The 22159-nt window shown below is 40.6% G+C and carries 22 protein-coding genes; 15 read left to right on the forward strand and 7 right to left on the reverse strand.

From position 1 onward, the window contains the following. Window positions 1-10 precede the first annotated feature (10 nt). From ACFWMP_RS10755 to ACFWMP_RS10770, 4 genes are read left to right on the forward strand one after another with little or no spacing between them, the layout of a single operon-like run. The gene (locus tag ACFWMP_RS10755; protein WP_379423662.1) at window positions 11-775 is read left to right on the forward strand and encodes an ABC transporter ATP-binding protein; all 765 of its coding nucleotides are present in this window, start codon (window positions 11-13) and stop codon (window positions 773-775) included. A 23-nt stretch (window positions 776-798) separates the two neighbouring features. Then, a complete protein-coding gene (locus tag ACFWMP_RS10760) occupies window positions 799-1830 on the forward strand; it encodes an aminoglycoside phosphotransferase family protein (RefSeq protein ID WP_339242474.1) in 1032 nt (343 codons plus the stop codon). Between the two features lie 14 nt (window positions 1831-1844). Further along, complete coding sequence (locus tag ACFWMP_RS10765) at window positions 1845-2333, forward strand: GNAT family N-acetyltransferase (protein ID WP_379423665.1); 489 nt, start codon at window positions 1845-1847, stop codon at window positions 2331-2333. Beyond that, entirely contained in the window at window positions 2330-3082 is a 753-nt protein-coding gene (locus ACFWMP_RS10770; protein WP_339242470.1) for a hypothetical protein, read from the forward strand. The genes ACFWMP_RS10765 and ACFWMP_RS10770 overlap by 4 nt, the downstream gene beginning before the upstream one ends. 23 nt (window positions 3083-3105) lie before the next feature. Here the strand turns inward: ACFWMP_RS10770 and ACFWMP_RS10775 are convergent, their stop codons facing one another. Further along, window positions 3106-4371: an MFS transporter gene (locus tag ACFWMP_RS10775; RefSeq protein WP_339242469.1), complete on the reverse strand. Its 1266-nt coding sequence runs from the start codon at window positions 4369-4371 to the stop codon at window positions 3106-3108. 49 nt (window positions 4372-4420) lie between these two features. Further along, on the reverse strand, window positions 4421-5332 hold the full coding sequence (locus ACFWMP_RS10780) for a LacI family DNA-binding transcriptional regulator (protein ID WP_042189867.1): 912 nt from the start codon (window positions 5330-5332) through the stop codon (window positions 4421-4423). 311 nt (window positions 5333-5643) lie between these two features. On the opposite strand from ACFWMP_RS10780, the gene ACFWMP_RS10785 reads away from it, so the two are divergent. Together ACFWMP_RS10785 and ACFWMP_RS10790 are read left to right on the forward strand one after the other, a co-directional pair. After that, a complete protein-coding gene (locus tag ACFWMP_RS10785; protein WP_341124612.1) occupies window positions 5644-6195 on the forward strand; it encodes a polymer-forming cytoskeletal protein in 552 nt (183 codons plus the stop codon). 138 nt (window positions 6196-6333) lie between these two features. Further along, complete coding sequence (locus tag ACFWMP_RS10790; RefSeq protein ID WP_042189863.1) at window positions 6334-6579, forward strand: hypothetical protein; 246 nt, start codon at window positions 6334-6336, stop codon at window positions 6577-6579. A gap of 64 nt (window positions 6580-6643) precedes the next feature. Here ACFWMP_RS10790 and ACFWMP_RS10795 read toward each other — a convergent pair whose 3' ends face one another. Beyond that, entirely contained in the window at window positions 6644-7261 is a 618-nt protein-coding gene (locus ACFWMP_RS10795; protein WP_042189861.1) for a histidine phosphatase family protein, read from the reverse strand. 156 nt (window positions 7262-7417) lie between these two features. On the opposite strand from ACFWMP_RS10795, the gene ACFWMP_RS10800 reads away from it, so the two are divergent. Continuing rightward, complete coding sequence (locus tag ACFWMP_RS10800; RefSeq protein ID WP_379423669.1) at window positions 7418-8353, forward strand: LysR family transcriptional regulator; 936 nt, start codon at window positions 7418-7420, stop codon at window positions 8351-8353. Between the two features lie 42 nt (window positions 8354-8395). Here ACFWMP_RS10800 and ACFWMP_RS10805 read toward each other — a convergent pair whose 3' ends face one another. Genes ACFWMP_RS10805 through ACFWMP_RS10815 form a run of 3 tightly spaced genes read right to left on the reverse strand, consistent with a single transcriptional unit; the run spans window position 8396 to window position 13232 of the window. Next, window positions 8396-10225 carry an ABC transporter ATP-binding protein gene (locus tag ACFWMP_RS10805; RefSeq protein WP_379423671.1) on the reverse strand — a complete coding sequence of 610 codons (1830 nt, stop codon included), beginning with the start codon at window positions 10223-10225 and terminating at the stop codon, window positions 8396-8398. After that, window positions 10222-12063 carry an ABC transporter ATP-binding protein gene (locus ACFWMP_RS10810; protein ID WP_379423673.1) on the reverse strand — a complete coding sequence of 614 codons (1842 nt, stop codon included), beginning with the start codon at window positions 12061-12063 and terminating at the stop codon, window positions 10222-10224. The genes ACFWMP_RS10805 and ACFWMP_RS10810 overlap by 4 nt, the downstream gene beginning before the upstream one ends. Before the next feature lie 41 nt (window positions 12064-12104). Continuing rightward, complete coding sequence (locus ACFWMP_RS10815; protein WP_379423675.1) at window positions 12105-13232, reverse strand: helix-turn-helix domain-containing protein; 1128 nt, start codon at window positions 13230-13232, stop codon at window positions 12105-12107. A gap of 183 nt (window positions 13233-13415) precedes the next feature. On the opposite strand from ACFWMP_RS10815, the gene ACFWMP_RS10820 reads away from it, so the two are divergent. The 8 genes from ACFWMP_RS10820 to rbsB all read left to right on the forward strand — a co-directional run bounded on the left by ACFWMP_RS10820 (window position 13416) and on the right by rbsB (window position 20159). After that, on the forward strand, window positions 13416-13892 hold the full coding sequence (locus ACFWMP_RS10820; protein WP_339242456.1) for a DinB family protein: 477 nt from the start codon (window positions 13416-13418) through the stop codon (window positions 13890-13892). A gap of 42 nt (window positions 13893-13934) precedes the next feature. Continuing rightward, complete coding sequence (locus ACFWMP_RS10825; RefSeq protein WP_042189851.1) at window positions 13935-14330, forward strand: VOC family protein; 396 nt, start codon at window positions 13935-13937, stop codon at window positions 14328-14330. 140 nt (window positions 14331-14470) lie between these two features. Next, window positions 14471-15451 (forward strand): LacI family DNA-binding transcriptional regulator, encoded by a 981-nt coding sequence (locus tag ACFWMP_RS10830; RefSeq protein WP_379423678.1) that lies wholly within the window; start codon window positions 14471-14473, stop codon window positions 15449-15451. Between the two features lie 27 nt (window positions 15452-15478). Next, a complete protein-coding gene (gene rbsK, locus ACFWMP_RS10835) occupies window positions 15479-16357 on the forward strand; it encodes a ribokinase (RefSeq protein WP_379423680.1) in 879 nt (292 codons plus the stop codon). A gap of 2 nt (window positions 16358-16359) precedes the next feature. Further along, on the forward strand, window positions 16360-16758 hold the full coding sequence (gene rbsD / locus ACFWMP_RS10840; protein WP_379423682.1) for a D-ribose pyranase: 399 nt from the start codon (window positions 16360-16362) through the stop codon (window positions 16756-16758). An 18-nt stretch (window positions 16759-16776) separates the two neighbouring features. Next, the gene (locus ACFWMP_RS10845; protein WP_076286606.1) at window positions 16777-18258 is read left to right on the forward strand and encodes a sugar ABC transporter ATP-binding protein; all 1482 of its coding nucleotides are present in this window, start codon (window positions 16777-16779) and stop codon (window positions 18256-18258) included. A 2-nt stretch (window positions 18259-18260) separates the two neighbouring features. Next, window positions 18261-19229: an ABC transporter permease subunit gene (locus ACFWMP_RS10850; protein WP_042189841.1), complete on the forward strand. Its 969-nt coding sequence runs from the start codon at window positions 18261-18263 to the stop codon at window positions 19227-19229. Window positions 19230-19241: 12 nt separating this feature from the next. Next, the gene (gene rbsB, locus ACFWMP_RS10855) at window positions 19242-20159 is read left to right on the forward strand and encodes a ribose ABC transporter substrate-binding protein RbsB (RefSeq protein ID WP_076286607.1); all 918 of its coding nucleotides are present in this window, start codon (window positions 19242-19244) and stop codon (window positions 20157-20159) included. Window positions 20160-20227: 68 nt separating this feature from the next. Here rbsB and ACFWMP_RS10860 read toward each other — a convergent pair whose 3' ends face one another. Then, window positions 20228-22036, reverse strand: a complete 1809-nt coding sequence (locus ACFWMP_RS10860) for an LTA synthase family protein (protein ID WP_379423685.1) — start codon at window positions 22034-22036, stop codon at window positions 20228-20230. Window positions 22037-22159 lie beyond the last annotated feature (123 nt).

A 22159-nucleotide genomic window follows, 5' to 3' on the forward strand; every position in this document is an offset into this window, starting at 1 on the left:
AGGTGGTAGTATGTTCATATTAGAGACGAAGGGTTTAAATAAAACCTTTGTAACCGGGCAAGGAACCCCGCAGACGGTATTAAAAGATGTTCATCTACAGGTATCAAAGGGAGAACTCGTAGCTATAATGGGGCCTTCTGGCTCAGGGAAATCAACATTGCTCTATACGATCAGCGGTATGGACCGGATGACTTCAGGAAGTGTTGTTTTTAAAGGGCAGGACATCAGTGGTCTTTCTGAGAGTGAATTAGCTGAACTGCGTTTAAATCAAATGGGATTTATTTTTCAGCAGATGCATCTTTTAAAAAACCTGACTATTCGGGACAATATCATCTTATCCGCTTATCGAGCTAAAATCGTTAGTCGTAGAACCATCAATAACAGAGCCGCTGAGTTAATGAAAAAAACCGGAATCTCTGCACTCGCTGAGCGTGATATTACACAAGTGTCGGGTGGACAACTGCAAAGAGCAGCGATCTGCAGGTCAATCATCAATGAGCCTGATATTCTATTTGGTGATGAGCCAACAGGTGCATTGAACTCTAAAGCTGCTAGTGAAATTATGGAGATATTAATAAATATTAATCAGACCGGTACAACGATTCTACTGGCTACACATGATGCGAAAGTCGCTGCTCAGGCAGAACGTGTCCTGTATATGCTGGATGGCAGCATAGCTTCTGAGCAATGGCTTGGTAAATTCAATCGCATAAATGGGGACTTAAAAGAGCGGGAAGAGAAGTTGTCGGCTTGGTTATTGAAGTTGGGATTCTGATTGATAGGAAAGGGATACATAACATGGGAAATCTGAATTATAACTTAAATTTCGAAATGCTATGTGCAAAATACGAGTTAGGTCATTTGAAAAATGAACCAGAACAGGTAACAGGTGGTCTTCTACACAGAATGTATCGTCTACAAACGGACAAAGCGCTCTATGCAGTGAAAGCTTTAAATCCTCAAATTATGCAGCGGGATACAGCTATGTACAACTATACTCTTTCTGAAAAGGTTGCAAATATGGCTTATCAAAATGGGATAAATGCAGTACCGGCCATCGTATCCAAAGATAGTTTTATGCATGAATTCGAGGGTCAATTCTATTTATTATTTCCATGGGTCGAAGGTAAGGCATTGCCATCAGGAGGTATTAATATAGGGTGTTGTAAAAAGATTGGCGAAAACCTTGCTAAAATTCATAAGATCGATTTCGCTACACTTCTTAATCATCATCCTAATGGAAATCTTGAGGCAGTAAATACATCCACTGTTTGTTGGAATGAATATGCACTAACAGCAAAACAGGATGGTTTGGAATGGTCTAGCTTGCTATTAGATAACCTGAACCAAATAAATCATTGGGAACAACTTGTAGATTCTTCAGCGGAACAATTATTGAATCATATGGTGATCAGCCATCGGGATTTAGATCAAAAAAATGTACTATGGGATGAGCATCAGATACCCATTATTATTGACTGGGAAGCAGCAGGACCTATCCATCCAACCCAAGAGTTAATAGATGTAGCACTTTATTGGTCAGGCTTTGAATCGGGAAGTGTAAGCAAAGATGCTTTCTGCACGCTTATTAATGCATACCGCGATCATGGCGGCGAGATTTATGCTAACTGGTCCGATGTGCTCAACTATGGTTTTCATGGGAAGCTAGAATGGTTAGCTTATAATATCAGACGGTCACTTGGAATAGAGAGTACGGATGATACAGAGCGAGAACTTGGAACCCGTGAAGTAATAAATACAATCACTGCTTTAAATGACTATGATAACTTTATTCCTCAGTGTATCGAATGGTGTAACCAAGACTACTAAAGGAGAACTTATATATGAATGTAGTAAAAGCTACTATGGAGGATATAAGAGGATGGCTGGAGCTAGCGGCAGAGGTGGAGTCCCTTTTTGGGCCGATGGTAGATGATCCGAATTTCACTCTAGCATTAGAAAAAAATATCAGGCGACAAAGCGCTTTTTGTGTACGAGAAAACAATGGTTCGCCAGGTTCAAGATTACTTGGAGCTGTGTTATTCTCTTCATCCAATGCCCCTAATTACAAGATTGGTTGGTTATCTGTTTCAGCCATAGAGAGAAATAAGGGTGTCGCGACAGCCCTTCTTAACTATATTATCGAAAGTATCGAAACCCCAGCAGAGATATTCGTTACTACTTTTGGTGAGGATCATCCAGAGGGCCAACCTGCTAGAAGATTTTATCAGAAGTTTGGTTTCTTCCCTATGCAGGATGGGGTTCCAAATGGCCTCGAAGGTGGCTCAAGACAAAATTTCAAGCTGACGATCGCTCACAAGGATTCATTATGAAAAAAATAATTTATTTATCGGTGATTTCATTTTTCTTGCTAGCGATTTCTTTCAGCCCGTTGTTCAACTATATCCGTGAGTATATGATTTCAGATCAAATCAATCAGCGTTATGAGATCAACCATGCTGAGAAAGGGTATAATACGTTAAACGTTCAAGAACTAACGGTTGATGATAAGCATATTAAGATCCAGGAAGAAAATACAGGCAGGAAAGCAGAATTGACCCTTTGGGATGAAGAGGAGAGTGTCCCGCCTGGAGATATTGTGAAAGTTCAGTTTTTATTAAATGGTCAAAAAATCTCAACTCCTGATGAAATATGGTTGTCTAATCGGGAACGAGGAAGCAGATATTTCTCATGGATAGATATTCTCACTGTTACGGATCGAAAGACTGGCGAGAAAGAAATTAATATAGTCCAAAGACTTACAGATGATAGTCAGCCGATGGAAAAGAGAAAATGGAAAATAAACACGATCTCACATGATGGCAGTATAGAAGAAAAGGTGCTGAGTTATGCTCAAAGAAGTGACAATCATCTAGGGGTGAAGCTTATCGAGTTCTCGGGTACATCACTTATGGGTATGGGCTACTATTCGGATATTACTAAAAGCTATCCAAGTGTATTTTTCCCTCTAATTTATCCATTTTTAACAGGTGTCGTGGGAATCTTTCTATTGATCATTATAGTTGTTCAATTACTGATCGAGCTTCATAATAGGCGCGTTATTAGGAAAAACGGGCGATAACGGTCATAAGATATGTTCTGAAATTACTTATAATTTCGAATCACCTTTAACTTGGTCAAGGTTAATAAAGCAAATAGTAGTAGCAGGACTCCGATGGAACCCATGACAGGGGCTGGACTGAAGTGATCGGACAGGAATGAAACGGCTGTAAGACCAAGTGAGGGTGCTACACTCATAATGGACCCAAGTACACCGAAGACTCTACCTTGTATATCCTCCGAAACTTCCAGCCTGAGGATGGTATTTATCAGCAATGTACAGAATGAGAACATAAAGCCAATAAGAAGAATGATGGGAATGGCTAAGGCAGCAGTAGTGACGAACGATAGCAGGAGGTACAGGGGACCCAGACATAGCAGTCCAGTCATGATAAAGAAGCCGCGATTCTTTAATTTGGAGCCGAGAAACAAGATCATGCTGGAACCAATCATATAACCTAGTGGAATACAGGCTTCCATGAGTCCAAACTGAAAGGGACTAGAATTCCATACTTTGACGGCCATAACTTGCGTTAGCATCAGTGAAGGCATAAAGAACAAAGTGAGCGTAGGAAGCATGATGATTATTGCTCGGGCGAAGGGGTATTTCCAAATATAACGAACGCCATCCGCAAGATCCTGTGTGAATTTTCTTTCTTCTTTAGGTCCGGTATTCACTCGGTTTGGGAGTGGAAGGGAGCGGACAGCAAGAACTAGTAGAAAGGAAACGAAAAATGTAGCTCCATCAAATAATATGGCATCTGCCGCTCCAAAACTTGCTACAAAAATACCTCCAGCCGAATACCCAATCGTCCTACAGATGTTCTCCGACAGGTTCAGAATCCCGACTGCTTTTTGCACATGTTCTTTTCCAACTACAGTGGTAATTGAAGCTTGATACGCAGGGGATTGGAATAATGCTGAGACTGTCGTAAGTCCCGTTAATATGGCCACGATAATGAATGATGTAGAAGACATGGAAATGGTCAGAGCAAGCGTAACTGCTAGACCGCAGCTTATCAAATCAGTGATTAACATAATGGTTCTACGATTGATCCTGTCTGCGAGTGTGCCTCCTATCGATCCGAGTAAAGAACTGAGCAATAGATTGATTATCGTAATAATGGCAATCATTTTAGCGCTTCCGGTCGTCTGAAGTACCCATAAACTTAAAGCAATGCTGTGAAAGGTATTTCCAAACAAAGAAATGGAATAGGAGCTGAGTAGCAGCATAAATCTCCGGTTTCCCCAAAGGGTTGGATAGGATTGAGCGGTGGTGGATGCATGTTTTGCTAATACAGGATCTGTCATGGGTAAATCTCCTCTCGACTTAAACGCTTAAGTGAATATCGAAAAAAAATTAATCAACAAAATAACGATTATTCTCTTGTTTGGAGTAGTCAGGACGATGTAATAACTCCTCCATTAGTTCAAAAGCAGTGGCTGATTTATCCCCAGTGAATATGAATTTCTGAACGTCTTCTCCAAGCATTTCTGGGCAATTACAGGTACATAGAACAGAAAGACGTGCGAATACCCCGGATCTTTCAACACAACTTCCGATAAACTCATTAATAACTATGGCCTCTTTGTAAATCCCCTCCGATAAGATTGTATTCAATTCCTCCATATTTTGAACTTTGAATATTGCTTTCTCAGGTAAAGGAAGATTGTCTTGGATAAAGCTAGTGAGTAGGGAGTTATTGAAGCTCTCCATAATTAAACAAACCTGTGAAAGATCCTCCGGCATTACCTTTTGTAGAGCTGAACGATAATTGTAAAGAACTTGCTTAAACAGCTTATCTTCAATCATGCTGTCGATCAAAATCAAAGGGATGCCTTCTACAAAATGTTTGGAAATCGAATAGAAGGATTCATCGTGTACATCGATCAGAAAGACGGCTTCGAGCTTTCTTTCGACGATGATATTCAGAGAAGGATGGTCAGTACCAAGAGAATATAACAGCGTATGATATCCGGCATCCGTTAAACGCTGTTCCAAAGCACGGATAAAGGTAAACTGGGCATAGAGTTTCCAAGGAGGCATATAAGCAGAATGATTGACAAGTATCCCTACTAATCCCGTTTTTTTATTGGCAAGCGAACGGGCTGCTAGATTAGGAATGTAATGAAGTTCTTCGGCAAGTGACAGAATTTGATTGCGGGTCTTCTCAGGAATGGTTTGGTTATCTACGCGGTTCAGAACATAGCTTACAGTCGCAACGGAGACATTAGCTTGTAGCGCGATGTCTTTCATTGTAGTCTTTTTCACCAGTAAACTTCTCCCTTGCTGAGATATTTATTTCCAAATATTATCATTAACACTTGAAAAGAGTCAACGATTGACTTTATACCAAGAAGCAAATGATGCTTGTGTTCATTTTTATAATTTGGGTAAATAGATGTAAGAACCTAAATCAGTCAGCGAGAAGAGACGTGACTCATGGGAACAAATCTTAATCGAGAAGAGAGAACGCTGTGAAACCGCTTTAGATACTGACACAAATTTGTGAAATTATTCACTTAATTATTAAGAATTTTAATATATAATTAATTCATAATCAAAATTAGGGGGAATCGAAAATGAGACTATTTAAAATGATTTTAGTGGCTGGGGTTTCGGTAGCAGTATTGGCAGGTTGTGGAGCAAATGAGGATAAAGCAACTAATTCGGCGGCAACTTCAGCTCCGGCTGCTGAGCAGACAGATGCTGTCACTACAGCTTCGATCGTGAATCAAGCAGATGCATTTACTAAGGCTGTTAGCAAAGATGGAAACTGGATTGTTGCGATTCTAAATGATGTAACGATTCCTGATGAGGTTGTTGTAGCTGGAGAATTCCGTAATAAAGGAGCCGCAGATGGCGATATCTACCGTAAGATTGCCCTTTATTCGCAAGATGCTGATCACAAGATCACTGCTACTTATACACTAACCGTACCAAAGTTTACAGTACAAAGTGAGAATTTGAAAGTTGAAGGCGGAACGATTAAAGGCGATGTTTATGTAGAAGCGAAAGGCTTTACTCTGCCTGAAACCGCCACTATTGATGGTAACCTCTACTTCGCGAGCGAAGATCTGAAAACATCAGCTGTTATTGATGGAAAAGTGACTGGAACAACAGAAGTTAAATAATTTCGTAATCAACTTATATAGTAGAAGCCAATCCATAGACTATGGGTTGGCTTTTTTCTTTTTGTGATTATGTGATCTTCGGTTGATTTTCTTAATATTGAATTTATAATATTACTACCACTACTAGGAGGAACACATATGTCTAAGGAGTATTCACGCACATATATCGAAAGTGTAAAGCTTGAAATGTTAAATAGATTGGGACTTAAGCAAGTGTTCTTTAAGGAGCAAATAGGTGACGGCCTGATTTTTGAAGCGGTTGGTTTTGATAAAGGGAGCAAGCATCGTTTTTGTGTTAGACCGAAGACGAAAACAATTGACGAATTTATTTCAGGAAAATGGATGAAGGTCCGCAGCTTTACAATCAAAAGTGTGGAAATTTAAAATTGAAGTCTAAAAAGGGAACCCCATTTAAATCGGAGTTTCCTTTTTTATTTTTGAGAAGGATTTATTGATAATGTGAAGTATCGCCGTACAGATCGATAGTTGTATTGTTGTCAGTTAGGGTTACTTTACACAATGCTGTAGAGAGAATATCCGGTAGTTCCCCTAATTCCTGCAATGATTTATTGAGAAAATGAGCCATAATGACTTTCAGGGTCATCCGATGCGTGACAATAAGTACCTCATGTCCTTCATTATCGTTAATGATACGCTCAATAGTCGGCGTTACTCTTTGTTCAAGCTGACTATAGGTCTCACCTGGGGCTAGAGGAATAAAAAGATCAGGTCTGGTGAAAAAATGGGTGTACTGTAATGGATATTCTTGTTCAATCTGATCTGTGTTCATTCCTTCCCAAATGCCCATGTTAATTTCCATTAATGAAGCTTGCTGTTGAATCGGTAAACTCCGATTTCCTCGTAAAATCTGCGCAGTATGCAATGCTCTTGGACTAGTACTAGAATAAATGGCTCCTAAATTCTCACCTTCCAAACGTTCTCTCAACCATTCCGCTTGCTGTTCACCCAAGGTTGTTAACGCCGAATTTTGATGTCCTTGCATTCTTTTCTGCAAATTCCATTCGGTCTGCCCGTGACGGGTTAGAAATAATACTGTCTCCTTCATTAACGAAACCTCCCTTTTGAATAGTTGTAAGTATAAGATAAATAATTATAAATAAACAATATATAATAGTTAATATTCATAATGTATAGTTATAATAAGAAAGCCGAAGGTCCGTTAAACAATGAATTTATTTTATATAGTTAGGAAGAAATCAGGATGAACTATCATGTATTAAAATTGTTTTATTATGTTGCGATAACAGGGAGTGTGACCAAAGCCTCCGAACGTTTGCACATTAGTCAACCCGCTATATCAGCGCAGATCCGCAAATTTGAACGGGAGAATAATATCGTATTATTAGAGGTCATAGGAAAGAGAATGGTGCTAACACCGATTGGGAGAAAACTGATCGAACCACTTGAAAAGTTATTTGCTATGGGTGAACAGGTACAGCAGATTATTGAGGATTATCATAAATTTCCAGCGGGCCATATTCGGATTGCAGGTAATTATCTGGCCACAAGCATACTCATCCCCCGGTGGGCATCATTATACAAGCAATCTTTTCCGGAGGTTAAAATTCAGATTTCTACTACTAATTCTCATGAAGTCATGGAACAATTAAATAACTTTGAAGCAGACGTGGCGATTTATAGTGATATGGCGTTTCCGTCACATAATATAGGTTTATTCGAACATCATGAGTTGTACAAGGACGAGTATGTGTTCGTAGTTTCTTCAAATCACGCTTTTGCCAAGCAGGAGGTTAGCTTTGAGGAAGTGATGGCTGAGGCATTTATTATGAGGGAGGAAGGTAGCGCAGCCAGAGAGAGAATTGTACAATTATGTGAAGAAAGAAAGGTACAACAACCGAAGATCGAACTTCAATTTAATGGAGTAAATGAGGTTATTCAAGCCGTGATTGCCGGTTATGGGATTAGTTTTGTATCTGCGTTGTTAGCTAAGCCTTATCTTGATCAGGGTATGTTAGCCAAGGTCGAAATGAAAAATGTAATCTCAAAGCATTCGATATGGATGAGCCACAGAAAGAAAGAGCTTCAAGAAAGCTATATCCAGTCATTTATTAAGCTCGTCATGAAACAATTAAAAGAAGCGGATAATTTATACTCGGTTCCAACGCATACACCTTAATTAAAATAACTTATGAATTACGATGTATGCATTGAACTGAGATCAAAGATTGGAATGTAATTGAAGCAACTCAGATTCACTAATGTTTTCTGCTTCAGATGATTTAAATTGAATGTTATATAATTGTGAGTATAGCCCATTCATTTCTAATAAAGACTCATGTGTACCTTCCTCAACAACCGAACCCTGATCTAATACGATAATTCTAGATGCTTCACGTATGGTGGATAGTCTGTGTGCAATAACCAATGTGGTTCGATTCTTCATTAACAAATCAAGCGATTGCTGAATCATTCGCTCAGATTCGTTATCGAGTGCGGAAGTTGCTTCATCTAGAAGAAGGAGTGGAGCATCACGAAGAAAAGCTCTGGCAATGGCTATGCGTTGTCTTTGTCCACCAGATAAAGTCGATCCATGTTCACCTAGGATAGTGTCATAACCATGGGGCATCTTCGTAATAAACTCTTCTGCACCTGCGAGCCGAGCGGCTTCTCGAATATCCTCTTCGCTAGCTGTACTAGAACTGAAGGCGATATTGTCTCGTATAGTTCCTGAGAACAAATAAGGGGTTTGGGGAACATAAGTAATCATTGCTCGTGCTTCTTCAAGCTGATCATGTACAGACTTTCCATAAACCGTGATGCTTCCTGAAGTAGGCTCATAAAGTCCATTACATAATCGAACGAGCGTCGTCTTCCCTGACCCGCTTGGCCCGACAACCGCGATAGTTTCTCCATGTTGTATATGAATATTAAGCCCTGTAAATAGGGAGGCTTCATTATCCGGTTTACCCGAATAGTTGTAGTGGACATCCTCTATTTGTAATGCAGCGACCTCTACGGAAGCAAATGTTGATGAGCTGGATTCTGGCAAAGGACGAGTAGCTCCTTCATCCGGTGCATCAAGTATAGCGAATATGCGGTCAGCTGCACCTAAAGCCTCCTGGACACCTCCCCATGTTTGAGACATATGGACAAAAGGCCATTGAACCCTACCCATCAAAATAATAAAAGCGAGTACTTCACCTGCTGATGTTCCGCCACTTAGAGCTGATAACGCAATTAAAGCGGCGCATGTCACCATTACGAGATTGTTGATAAAGGCAGAAGATTGCCATAAGAGACCATTTAGAAGCGATTTTCGCAGCTGCATTCTTCTTAACTGCTCACGTTCTAACGCATATTTATTTAAGAGAGTTTCTTCAAGCGAAAAGGCTCTAACGACCTTCATTCCTTGAAGCGTTTCTTGTAAGATTCCTCGTAATTCCGCCTCTTTTGCATATATTTGAGTAGATAATTTTCGTAATCTGCGATCAAAGAAACGTCCGGAAAGAAAAACAAGGGGGCCTGATCCAAGAGCTAACAGGGCGATCCAGACATCCATTTTAGCCAAATATAGAAAGGAAATGAAACAGAGAAGTAGATTATAGCCTAAATCGTATACGATGTTGTTTATCATCCCCATGGCCATCCCTGCATCCTTAGTGTTACGCGAAGTCAAATCACCTGAATGCATGGACTGAAGGTAACGAAATGGAAGTCGGTGACTTTTGTCAAACAGCTTCGCACGAATATCCCAAGCCATCCGACTTTGCATAACAAAACGGAAGTAATGCTGCACCATAAGACAGCAGATAATGATGACACATGCAATGGCACAGATTACAGTTATACGTGTTAATGCATCCATATTGGCGTTGTTGATCGTATCAATAAATACTTGCTGAATGGCTGCAAATCCTATGTCCATTACGAGTTTAGCAGAGAGCAGGAGTACAGCCACAATAAATCCAATTCGATAAGGACTAGCGTAAGAGATTAATCTACGCAGAGCATACCCCAGTTTAAGATTCTTGGATTCCATCTCATTCATATCTCTACCTCCCTGACCAGAGCAGAAATATCAGCCTTCTTCATTGAGGTCTCAACCATATTGTAATACCGTCCTTGTAAAGTCATTAACTCCAGATGAGTCCCAGCTTCAACAATAGAACCCGCCTCCATATAATAAATGTGATCTGCATTTCTGATGGTAGATAATCTATGTGCGATAACAACCGTTGTACGATCATGCATGAGTTCTTGCAGGGCCTGGCCGACAATCTCCTCATTATGGCTATCAAGTGCAGCTGTGGGTTCATCAAGAAGGAGAAGCTTAGGCGCTCGGACAAACGCTCTGGCAATAGATAGCCGCTGCCTTTCACCGCCAGATAAGGTATGGCCCCGTTCCCCAATAGAAGTCTGATATTGAAGTGGGGTTCTCATAATAAATTCATGTATCCCCGCACTTTTTGCTGCTTTAATAATTTCTTCATAGGTTGCGTCAGGTCTTCCCCATGCAATATTTTCATATAGGGTTCCAGTGAACAGATAAGGCTCTTGAGAAACATAAGCCAAATGATTACGCCAAGACCGAGGGGGAATGCTGCTTAACGGCAACTTACCAGATTGGATGACCCCTTCATTAGGTTCATAGGTTGCGAGTATTAATTGAAGGAGGGTGCTTTTTCCACTGCCACTAGGACCGGCAAACGCAGTTACTTTACCTGGTTCTATGGTTAGATTTACGTTAGTTAATACTTGATGATTACCATAAAGAAAACCTACATTCTCAAAGGTGATAGGGTACAAGCCACTAATTGCTTGGTTGTTATTCATCGGCATTTCTTTATGAGAATCTTCCTGATTACATTCACGGCTTGCGTCTTCTTCTGGTAAATCAATGACTTCAAACAATCGTTTACCTTGCGCCAGCGAGGCTTGTAATTCTGTCCATAGATTAGCCAGCTTTGATACAGGGTTTGTAATTTGCTCGAAACAAATCAGAAATGCCGCCACTGCTCCCACATCCAATCTCCCTTGGATAACTAGATATCCGCCGTAGGAGAGAACATATAGCAATCCACTAAGAATAACGGCAAAGGGCATATTATAGCCCACAGCTTCTAAGCGTGTGACAGGTAAATGAATGTTGAAATATTGCCTAACACGTTGTGTGAATTGATTATGCAGCTTAGGTGCAAGGGAGAAGGCACGCACAACCTCAGCACCCTGTACCGTATCTTGAATAAACATTTGTTGAGCGGTTTCAATTTGCTGTCTTTGCTCGTGCATGGAACGTAGGCGGGAAGTGAAGGGAATCATCACAAGTGGAACAAGCGAGCAAATCAATATAGTTCCGAGCGTTAAGACATATTGGAGTGAGAGCAGATAAGTTAGGAGAAATGTAATTTGCATCAGATTACTGAATAGTTCAATGGTCTTCTGATTGATACCTTGCTGAGCAGCTGGGGCAGAATCATTGATACGACTAATAAGATCAGCAGAATGATAACGATCCAAATCTTTCATCTGTACGTTTAATAATCTAGCTAGCAGTGATACCTGAAGCTTGGAGGTCGACTTGAATTCAAGCACACCTGATAAGTAAGTCAATAAGAAGCTGGCTAAAGCATCTACAATAACGATTATTAGAGCAAAGATAGCACCAGACATTAAAAAGGACATGTTCTGATTCGTAGCAGCGTTGATTATACGTCGTAAAGATTCGGCTATCCCAACTGTTGCAAGGGAAACGACGGCAGCTAAGAGACATAATATGAGGTACCAGCCTAAATAGGGTTTTCCAAGTTTCAGTAAACGCATAAAAGTGTTAGAAACTACTTTGGATTTTTTGATCGAGTCTGCTTCTATGTTTGTAGATTCATTCAATTTAGACCCTCCCCACTATGGTTTTAATTGCTGTGGTTCACTTAAAAGATAGGAGGTTCCTCATCGAGCATTACTTTTGTGGTGACGGTAAGTAATTCTCTCAATTTATCCATTCGAAGATGGTAATATAATCGATGGTCGGTTCTTTTTAGTTCGATAAGGTCTAAAAAGAATAGGAAGTTGGCATGATAAGTTACTGCCGCGGGCGTTATGCCAAGTGCTGATGCAATTTCTTGTCCATAGTGAGGGCGATTCCTTAAGAGCAGCAAGAAGTCTAAACGTCGTTTATCCGAGAATGCTTTTAAAAAAAGTTCAGTTTTCTCTCGATCAGCAGCCGGTCCGAATACATGGTCATTAAAAATGCCGAATATAACCCATGCGATACGGGAACTTCCTGCGTAAAAGAAGAGAACATGATTGCCAACTTGTGAGAAGAAGCTGACATGAAAAGTAGTGGGAACATCATAAACTGCAGGTTCATTTTTGTTGATATCACGAATGAATCTTTCAGGATTCGCTAGGAACAGACCTTCATAACGCTGAGAGGCTTGTTCAGACTCCCTTTTTAACTCCTCTTTCCAAAGTGAAAAGACATCCTTGTAGAACTGGTTTAAAAGCTGCATATAACGCAGCTTAGTTTCTTCGGGATAAGCAAGACACTCTAGTAATGGCCCCTGCGCTTCAATCACATCCAGCTGTGGTTTTGTTCTTGCCACAAGCTCAGCCATTAAGCGGGTATCCTTCTTGACGATTTCCCAATCGTTTCCTTCTAGCAACTCATCTAATTTATCGTAATACACACCATATACCATTTCAGCGACTACCTTTTCTGCAGGACTCTTTTCCAGTCGATTTATCCATGCTTCAGCTGTTTGTGGTTCTTGACAGGTACAAATGGATTCATAGAAAGCAAAATCGAGTGCTTTATGAAAAAAGTTGTACTGGAAAAAAAACTGAAGTTCTCGGTAGGAGTGAGGTGACAACCGTGCTCGTGCATCTTTATGATAAGACAACACTTGTGGGTCCATTTCAAGTTTGTAATCCTCTGCTGCCTTAAGCAACTGCTCTTCACAAGCAATCATTCCCATAGAAACAATGAATTCCAAAGCTTCGTTATATGCAAATTTTATGTTCGATAGTAAGGTATCTTTCATGTTATCTTCCATCATAACCTCCGATATTTCTTGTTATAGAATTTAAATGTTGGGATAATACAAGTAATATTTAATAATTACTTAATGTTAAAATAAACCATTCGCTTTCTTTTGTAAAGGGATATTTTACAATTCGTACTAACTGCTGGGATTCGGTTGTCGTGCATGGTAAACTATGGATAAAAAATAGGAGGGGCTATGATGGAGCAAATCGTGTTCAAACAAATTGAATTTGTACGTAGTGTTACTGTTCGTGCAGTTGAAGAACTTTCCGAGGAAATACTAGATATCATTCCACAGGGCTTTAATAACAACATTAGATGGAACTTGGGACATATTTATTTGGTGCAAGAGAAGTTCGCTTTTCATTCCGCTAGGGAGCTTATGCAATTGCCGGAAAGCTTTGAACGATTATTTGCAAAAGGTACTAAACCTGCAGAGTGGAGCGAGAAACCACCAACACTTGAAGTGTTAATTAAGATGCTTTCGGAGCAACCCAAACGTATTCAGGAAGCAATGCACAATCGCTTAAGTGAGCAAGCAACACCGCTTACAACCGGAAGTGGATTAACCTTAAATACAATCGGAGAATTCATAAATTTCACGCTTTACCATGAAGGGATGCATTTTAATACAATCAAACTATTAAATCGATTTGCTGATAAAAGTCTTTAGAGATCTTTAGTAGACAAAAGTCTAAGGTCAAGGAGGTATTCGATGGAAGTTGGAAGAATTTTAGGTATTGCATATAATGTGATCCCAGTTAAAGACTTGGAGAAATCTGCAGCTTGGTTTGTGAAACATTTTGGTTTTAATATTAGGGATCGAAGAGAAGGCAATCTAAGCTTATTTAGAGAGAATAGACCGATCCTATGTTTAACACAAAGTGATCATGATTCAAGAGCTGTGTTCGAGGTAAGGGATAAGAAAAGATGGGTGATCACTTTCTTTACTAATGATGTCGTATCACTTCATAACAATTTGAGTTGTGAAGATGTGAAAGTCGGAAACATTAGTGACGAAGGTGAGTATGGTAAGTTTTTTGTATTTGAAGATCTGGATGGTAATTTATTTGATGTTTGGGAACACCATGATTGTGAACTGGTTTATTAGCCTCACTAAGGATATCGAGTTCAATCGATATCTTTTGTTATATATTGGAACGAAAAAAGAATTGTAATGAAAACGGTTTTATGATAATCTAATTAATGTAATACATGTAACCGGTTACACATTGGGGGATGAAATGAATCATGATGACGATTAAAGATGTTGCAAAAATAGCTGGAGTGTCGGTAGCAACCGTTTCTAGGGTGTTAAATGAATCTGGTTATGTGAATATCGATACTCGAAAAAAAGTTGAGGCAGCTATCAAAGAAATGAATTATACCCCTAATGAGGTTGCAAGGTCATTGTATAAACGGAAATCCAAATTAATAGGACTTCTATTGCCTGACATTACGAACCCATTTTTCCCGCAATTAGCACGTGGGATAGAAGATCGGATGCAGGAGCATGGTTATCGAATAATCTTTGGTAATAGTGATGAGAATGAGGAAAAGGAATTGGATTATATTCAAACCTTTATCCAAAATAATGTCATTGGCATGATCTCATCAACCAATTTTCCCGAGAAAGATATTTATTCTAATTTGAAAATTCCGGTTGTATTTCTTGACCGTACTTCTAATGACAGTCCCTCCGTATATGCAGATGGCAGAAAAGGCGGACGCCTTGCTGCTCAAGAAATCATTGCACGGGGAAGCACCAAAATTACAGTTATGCAAGGACCGGCGCATATTAAACCGGCGCAAGATCGATTTCAAGGTGCGATTGAAGTACTTGATGAAATGGGAATCACTTATCAAGTGATCCAGACTTCATCCTTCTCCCACACGGAAGCGGAACAATGGGCTGTAGAGTTGTTTGATAAATATATAAATACAGATGGTGTAATTGCCAGTAATGATATCGTGGCGACAGCTGTTATTCATGAAGCACATCGCTTAGGTAAAAGAGTGCCACAGGATCTCCAAATCATTGGATTCGATGATATCCCACTCAGCAGCCTGTTGTCGCCTTCGTTATCCACTATCCGTCAGCCTGCACATGACATGGGCCGTGAAGCAGCTGGTTTACTTATTAAGTTAATTGAGCAAGATAAAGTAGAAGATAAAATCATTCAATTACCCGTTAGCTTTGTGGAGCGGGAAACAACAAGAAGAAAAGAATAGATGACAACATAAGAAAGGTTGATGGACATGGCTAAAATTTGTGTAATCGGAAGTTGTTCAATGGATTTGGTGGTGACCTCATCCAAGCGACCTCACGCAGGGGAAACTGTTCTTGGAGAGAGCTTCGCTACCGTTCCAGGAGGCAAGGGAGCGAATCAGGCTGTAGCTGCTTCACGTTTGGGCGCAGAAGTTACGATGGTTGGTTGTGTAGGTGAAGATTTCTATGGTACGGAAATCATGGAGAATCTTAAGAGAAATCGGGTTCTTACAACCAATGTGGAACCGGTTACACATGTCGAGAGCGGGACAGCTCACATCATTTTAGCAGAAGGTGATAACAGCATTATCGTTGTAAAAGGAGCTAATGATTTAGTCACTCCTGAGTTGGTTGAGCGAGCACTTGATGCTATAAAAGGGTCTGATATGGTGCTAATCCAACAAGAGATACCCGAAGAAACGGTGTCTTATGTAAGTGAGCTTTGCCATAAATTCAATGTACCTATGCTGCTTAATCCAGCTCCTGCTCGTCCCATCAGTGACACGATTATAGAAAATGCCGCCTATCTGACACCGAACGAACATGAATGTACGATTTTATTCCCTGGGATGAGTACTACAGATGCTTTACGGAAGTATCCCAACAAGCTGTTTATAACAGAAGGAAGCAATGGCGTACGATTTTACGATGGAGAACAAGAAATTCTGGTTCCTACTTACAAAGTGAACGCTATAGATACGACCGGAGCTGGAGATACTTTTAATGCGGCATTTGCAGTTGCTTTAGCTGAAGGCAGCTCCATTCTGGATAGTGTAAAGTTTGCCAATCGAGCAGCATCTTTATCCGTTACTAAATTTGGTGCTCAAGGTGGTATGCCAACAAGAGCAGAGGTGGAGGCGAATCTGTAATTATGAAAAAACACGGAGTATTAAATAGTCATATTTCTAAAGTGCTTGCGGACTTAGGTCACACCGATACGATTGTCATCGCAGATGTTGGGCTTCCTGTTCCACCGGGTATTCCGAAGATTGATTTGGCGGTTAAACTAGGGGTCCCTAGCTTCCAAGATATCGTTGATATGATTTCAGAGGATATGGTCATCGAAAAGCTGATCGTTGCAGAGGAATTAGAGACTGATAATAAAGTCACCTCTCAATACTTGAATAATAAATTTAAGGGAATACCGATAGAGGCGTATTCACATGAGCAATTTAAGCAGCTGACCCAGCAGGCTAAGGTTATTATTCGCACGGGTGAAGCAAAGCCATATGCAAATTGTATTTTACAAGCTGGGGTCTATTTTGGATAAAAAGGGGGTTCTAAGTGTATGCACATTACGATGAAAGATATTCATAAGTCTTTTGGCGCTAACCGTGTATTGACCGGTGTGGATTTTGAACTTAAGGATGGTGAAGTTCATGCCCTGATGGGCGAGAATGGTGCAGGTAAGTCTACGCTGATGAATATTCTGATCGGTCTGCACCAACGTGACCAAGGGACCATTCGTATAGATGATCAGGAGAAATACTTTACGAATCCCAAAGAGGCAGAACAATATGGAATCGCATTTATCCATCAGGAGCTGAATGTATGGCCAGATATGACGGTTCTGGATAATCTGTTCATTGGCAAGGAACGAACATCCAAATTCGGCCTGTTAAATAGGAAAGAGATGAAAGCGTTAGCAAATGAACAGTTTGCTAAGCTCTCTGTGACCATTCCTTTGAACCAAGAGGCGGGGGAATGTTCAGTAGGTGAAAAACAGATGATTGAGATCGCTAAAGCGCTTATGACTCATGCGAAAGTTATTGTTATGGACGAACCTACCGCTGCATTAACCGAGAGAGAAATACAGAAACTATTTGAAGTCATTGCCTCGCTAAAGAAAGAAGGCGTCTCTATCGTCTATATTTCGCATCGGATGGAAGAAATTTTTACGATATGTGATCGAATCACCGTGATGCGAGACGGGAAAACCGTAGACACGAAGCCCATTCCTGAAACTAATTTTGACGATGTAGTTCGGAAGATGGTAGGTCGTGAATTAACGGACCGGTTCCCTGAGCGGACTTCTAAACCCGGAGAAGTAGTTCTTGAAGTTAAGAATGCTTCAAAGAAAGGGCAATTTAAAAATGCTAATTTCTCTGTGCGAGCTGGCGAAATCATAGGATTCTCTGGATTAATGGGATCTGGACGTACAGAGATGATGAGAACCTTATTTGGATTAGAATCATTAGACCAAGGTGAGATTTGGGTGAAGGGACAGAAGATTACCATTCGGAATCCCAATGACGCTATGCAAGCTGGAATCGGCTTTGTTACAGAAGACCGTAAAGATGAGGGGTTAATCCTAGATTTCTCTATTCGAGATAATATGGTACTGACGAATTTATACGACTTTGCCCCTAAGGGTGTAATTAATGCTAAGAAGGAACAAGAATTCGTGGACATGCTTATTAAACGGCTACACATTAAGACACAATCATCATCCACTTTGGTCCGGAATTTATCTGGGGGTAATCAACAAAAAGTAGTTATCGCCAAATGGATTGGTATTGGCCTCAGTGTTCTTATCCTTGATGAGCCTACACGCGGCGTCGATGTTGGGGCAAAACGGGAAATTTATCAGCTTATGAACGAATTAACTGAACGAGGTGTCGCCATTATTATGGTATCCTCAGAACTTCCTGAAGTCTTAGGGATGAGTGACCGCATCGTAGTTGTTCATGAAGGGGAAATCAGTGGAGAACTTTCACAACAAGAAGCTACGCAAGAAAAAATCATGACGTTAGCTACAGGGGGGCAATAGTAATGACTACTATCAAAGATGAGAGTGTAAAGAAAGGTTTCCAAATTGGGCAAATCACGCAGAAATTAGGGCCATTACTAGGGTTAATCATTCTAATTATTATCGTAACCGTGCTGAACCCAAGCTTTATGGAACCCCTTAATATACTGAACTTGCTTAGACAAGTCGCAATTAATGCGCTTATCGCTTTTGGAATGACCTTTGTTATTCTAACGGGTGGTATCGATTTATCAGTAGGGTCTATTCTAGCTTTATCCAGTGCCTTCACAGCCAACTTGATGTTGTCAGGCTGGGATCCAATCTTAGCTATTGTTGTGGGTTGTTTAGCGGGTGGACTGATGGGGATGGTCAACGGACTGATGATTACGAAAGGCAGAATGGCGCCTTTTATTGCTACACTGGCGACCATGACTATTTTCCGCGGATTAACGCTTGTATACACGGACGGTAATCCGATCACAGGTCTTGGTGACAGCATGACGTTCCAATTGTTTGGTCGTGGATATTTACTAGGAATACCTGTTCCTGCTATCACGATGATTATCGTATTCGCTGTGTTGTGGATTGTACTGCATAAAACGCCATTTGGCCGTAAAACGTATGCTATTGGGGGTAATGAGAAAGCTTCCATTATTTCAGGGATCAAAGTAGACCGCATCAAAATAATGATCTATTCCTTAACCGGTATGTTATCAGCATTGGCTGGTGCCATCTTGACCTCTAGGTTGAACTCAGCGCAACCAACAGCAGGTACATCCTATGAGTTGGATGCGATCGCGGCAGTAGTATTAGGGGGGACGAGCTTAACAGGTGGCCGTGGACGTATCGTAGGCACATTAATTGGTGCTCTTATTATCGGGATTCTGAACAATGGCTTGAACTTGCTCGGCGTATCATCATTTTACCAAATGGTAGTTAAAGGGATCGTTATTGCGATTGCTGTACTCATAGACCGTAAGAAAGCCGTATAAGGGGGATTCCACATGAAAAAGCTCACATTAATTTTTACTTCCTTACTCTTGATTCTTATGACGGGCTGTTCCTTAGAGCCTCCAGAGTGGGCAAAGCCGAACAGCGGCGGAGGCCCAGGGAATATGAAGATTGGATTATCCATTTCTACCTTGAACAATCCGTTCTTTGTATCTGTTAAAGATGGAGTTTTGGCAGAAGCTAAGAAGCTTGGTATGGAGGTTCTCGTTATCGATGCGCAGAATGATTCAGCCAAGCAAAGTAATGACGTTGAAGATTTAATGCAAAAAGGTGTAAATGCGCTGTTGATCAATCCAGTAGACTCTTCAGCGATCTCGACGGTTGTTCAGACAGCTAACAGTCTAGATATTCCAGTCGTTACTTTGGACCGTTCTGCAGATAAGGGAGATATTAAAGCCCTTGTTGCCTCTGATAATGTAAAAGGTGGATCAATGGCAGCTGAATATATTGTAGAGCAACTTGGAAAAGGTGCAAAGGTTATAGAACTAGAAGGATCACCGGGAGCATCAGCTACCCGTGAACGCGGGAAAGGATTCCATGAAATTGCCGACACGCAGCTTGAGGTGATTGCGAAGCAAACTGCTGATTTTGACCGTACGAAAGGGTTGACCGTTATGGAGAACCTTCTCCAAGGAAATCCAGATGTACAAGCGGTTTTCGCTCATAATGATGAAATGGCTCTTGGTGCTATAGAAGCGATTCAGAGTTCAGGTAAGAATATTCCTGTCATCGGTTTTGATGGAAATGAAGATGCACTTAAATCCATTGAGGCGGGTAAACTCACAGGAACCGTTGCTCAGCAGCCTGCATTAATTGGGCAGTTAGCGATTCAAGCAGCGAAAGACGTATTAGATGGCAAGACGGTTGAGAAACTGATTGCCGCACCTCTAAAACTGGTCGTAAAAGAATAAGTAAATGACTATAGAAAAACACTGCATTCGCCGATTTGGTGAGTGCAGTGTTTTTGGTATATATAAGCTTATTTTTCCTCAATTACTCTATCCGGTAACTGTGTTACATAACTATCTGATAGATGGAGAAGCTCTAAAGCACGATCGAACTCATCCTCGGTCGTTTGTTGCGTGTGGTTACCATCTCCAGATAAGGTATAATGCTGACCATCCTCGAAGCCACTGCCAGATAGGAAGAGCTCTTCATTATTTACGAACGATCCTGTTGGCAAATAATAGCGCTGAGGAAGTAGGTTATAAGTCGATTGATTCAATAAATCTTGTCCGAAATGAATATGATCCGCAAGAGAAACACCCAATAAATTAGATACAGTAGGCAAAATATCCACTTGACCGCCCAACTGTTCTTTTACACTTGGCGTTGTAATCCCCGTCGCTGAGAGGATCAACGGAATATTAATTAATTCGCGTTCCGTATATTCATGACCAAGGATTTCCTGTAATAAGACGTGATCGTCCTCTTTTAGAGAGAAGATAGGAAGTCCGCGGTGATCTCCGTACAATGCAATCAAGCTGTTATCCCATACCCCATTTTGTTTGAGCTCATCAATAAAAAGTCCCAGTGCATAGTCAGCATAATTTTGAGCACGAATATAATCTCCGACTAATGTTCCTTCGAATCGTTCTGGAAGGGCCATTTTGTATTTTTCCTCAGGGATCGAGAACGGATTATGTGCTGACATCGAAATAACATGGGAGTAGAAAGGCTGATCCTTCTGATCCATCCTTGCTAGCTCTGCAGCTGTTTTCTCATACAACACCTCATCAGAAGCTCCGTAAAATACCGTGTCCTCTTCACCATAATATTCCTTATCGTAATATCGATTAAATCCTAAGGCAGTATAAAGCTCTCCACGGTTCCAAAAGTCGACTTCATTGGTATGGAATGTTGCCGTATCATAACCTTGCGCTTGAAGCAGCTTAGGTAAGCTTGGAAGCTCTTTTGGCGCATACATTTGAGTGGCTGGACCATCAGGTGGAACATAGAAAGAAGTATTTACAATGAATTCGGCGTCAGAAGTATTTCCTTGTCCAACCTGCTGGTAGAAACGCGGAAAGTAATAACTGCTAGCCGCAAGCTTATTCATATTCGGCGTAATTTCTACTCCATCAATCTTAAGGTTGATTAAGAAGTTCTGGAAAGACTCCATCTGAAGAATGACCAGGTTCTTTCCTTTGGCGGCTCCAAATTGAACCGGATTTGAGGTTGCTTGAATTCCTTTGGTCTCGTTAATCGCTGCTTGTGTAATCTTAGCGACGTCGATTTGTTCCTCTTCTTGATTGGCTAATAGAGAGTAAGCTTCATAATTGAGAATGCCCATTTGCTCGGCTTTAACAGTTTCGTTCATACTGGCTCGGTTAGGAAAAATATTCATTGCACAAATGACGATGGAAATACAGAACAAGATCGCAACCGCTTTCCTGTTACTTTTACGCGACATAGCTTTTTTCCAGTTAAGTGCCTTTTGCTTTCTAAACATGATCAAACCAATGACAATGATATCCACGAAAATAAGCATATATTGCGGACGAAGGACCGAGAAAATACTTTTCTTAACGGCTCCTACTTGTTTGACCTGATCTAATACTTGCGAAGTAGCAATGATGCCAAAATGATTATGATATACAATGAGTGAGAAAAATAGCGTAGTGATCAACACATTGACCAGCATGTAGATGGCAATTTTTCGTTTCGTTGCGAACCATTCAATCAAGCAAAAGACTAGAAGCACAAAAGGGATTTCTTTAAGCCATGTGGTCCACGTAGGCCCGTCTTCAAAGAGAAAATACCAAGCAAAATAACTTTTAACTAGCATAATGAGAGAGAAAAAAAATAGGGATCTTTTACTGAGTGTACGAGGTTCTTTAAACGGCATCTCTTATGCCCATCCTTTTCTTTTAGATTAGTTCATTCTATTACTTGAAGTGTTTAAAATCAA

The organism is Paenibacillus sp. NPDC058367 (assembly GCF_042723305.1).
Lineage (GTDB): Bacteria > Bacillota > Bacilli > Paenibacillales > Paenibacillaceae > Paenibacillus_AQ.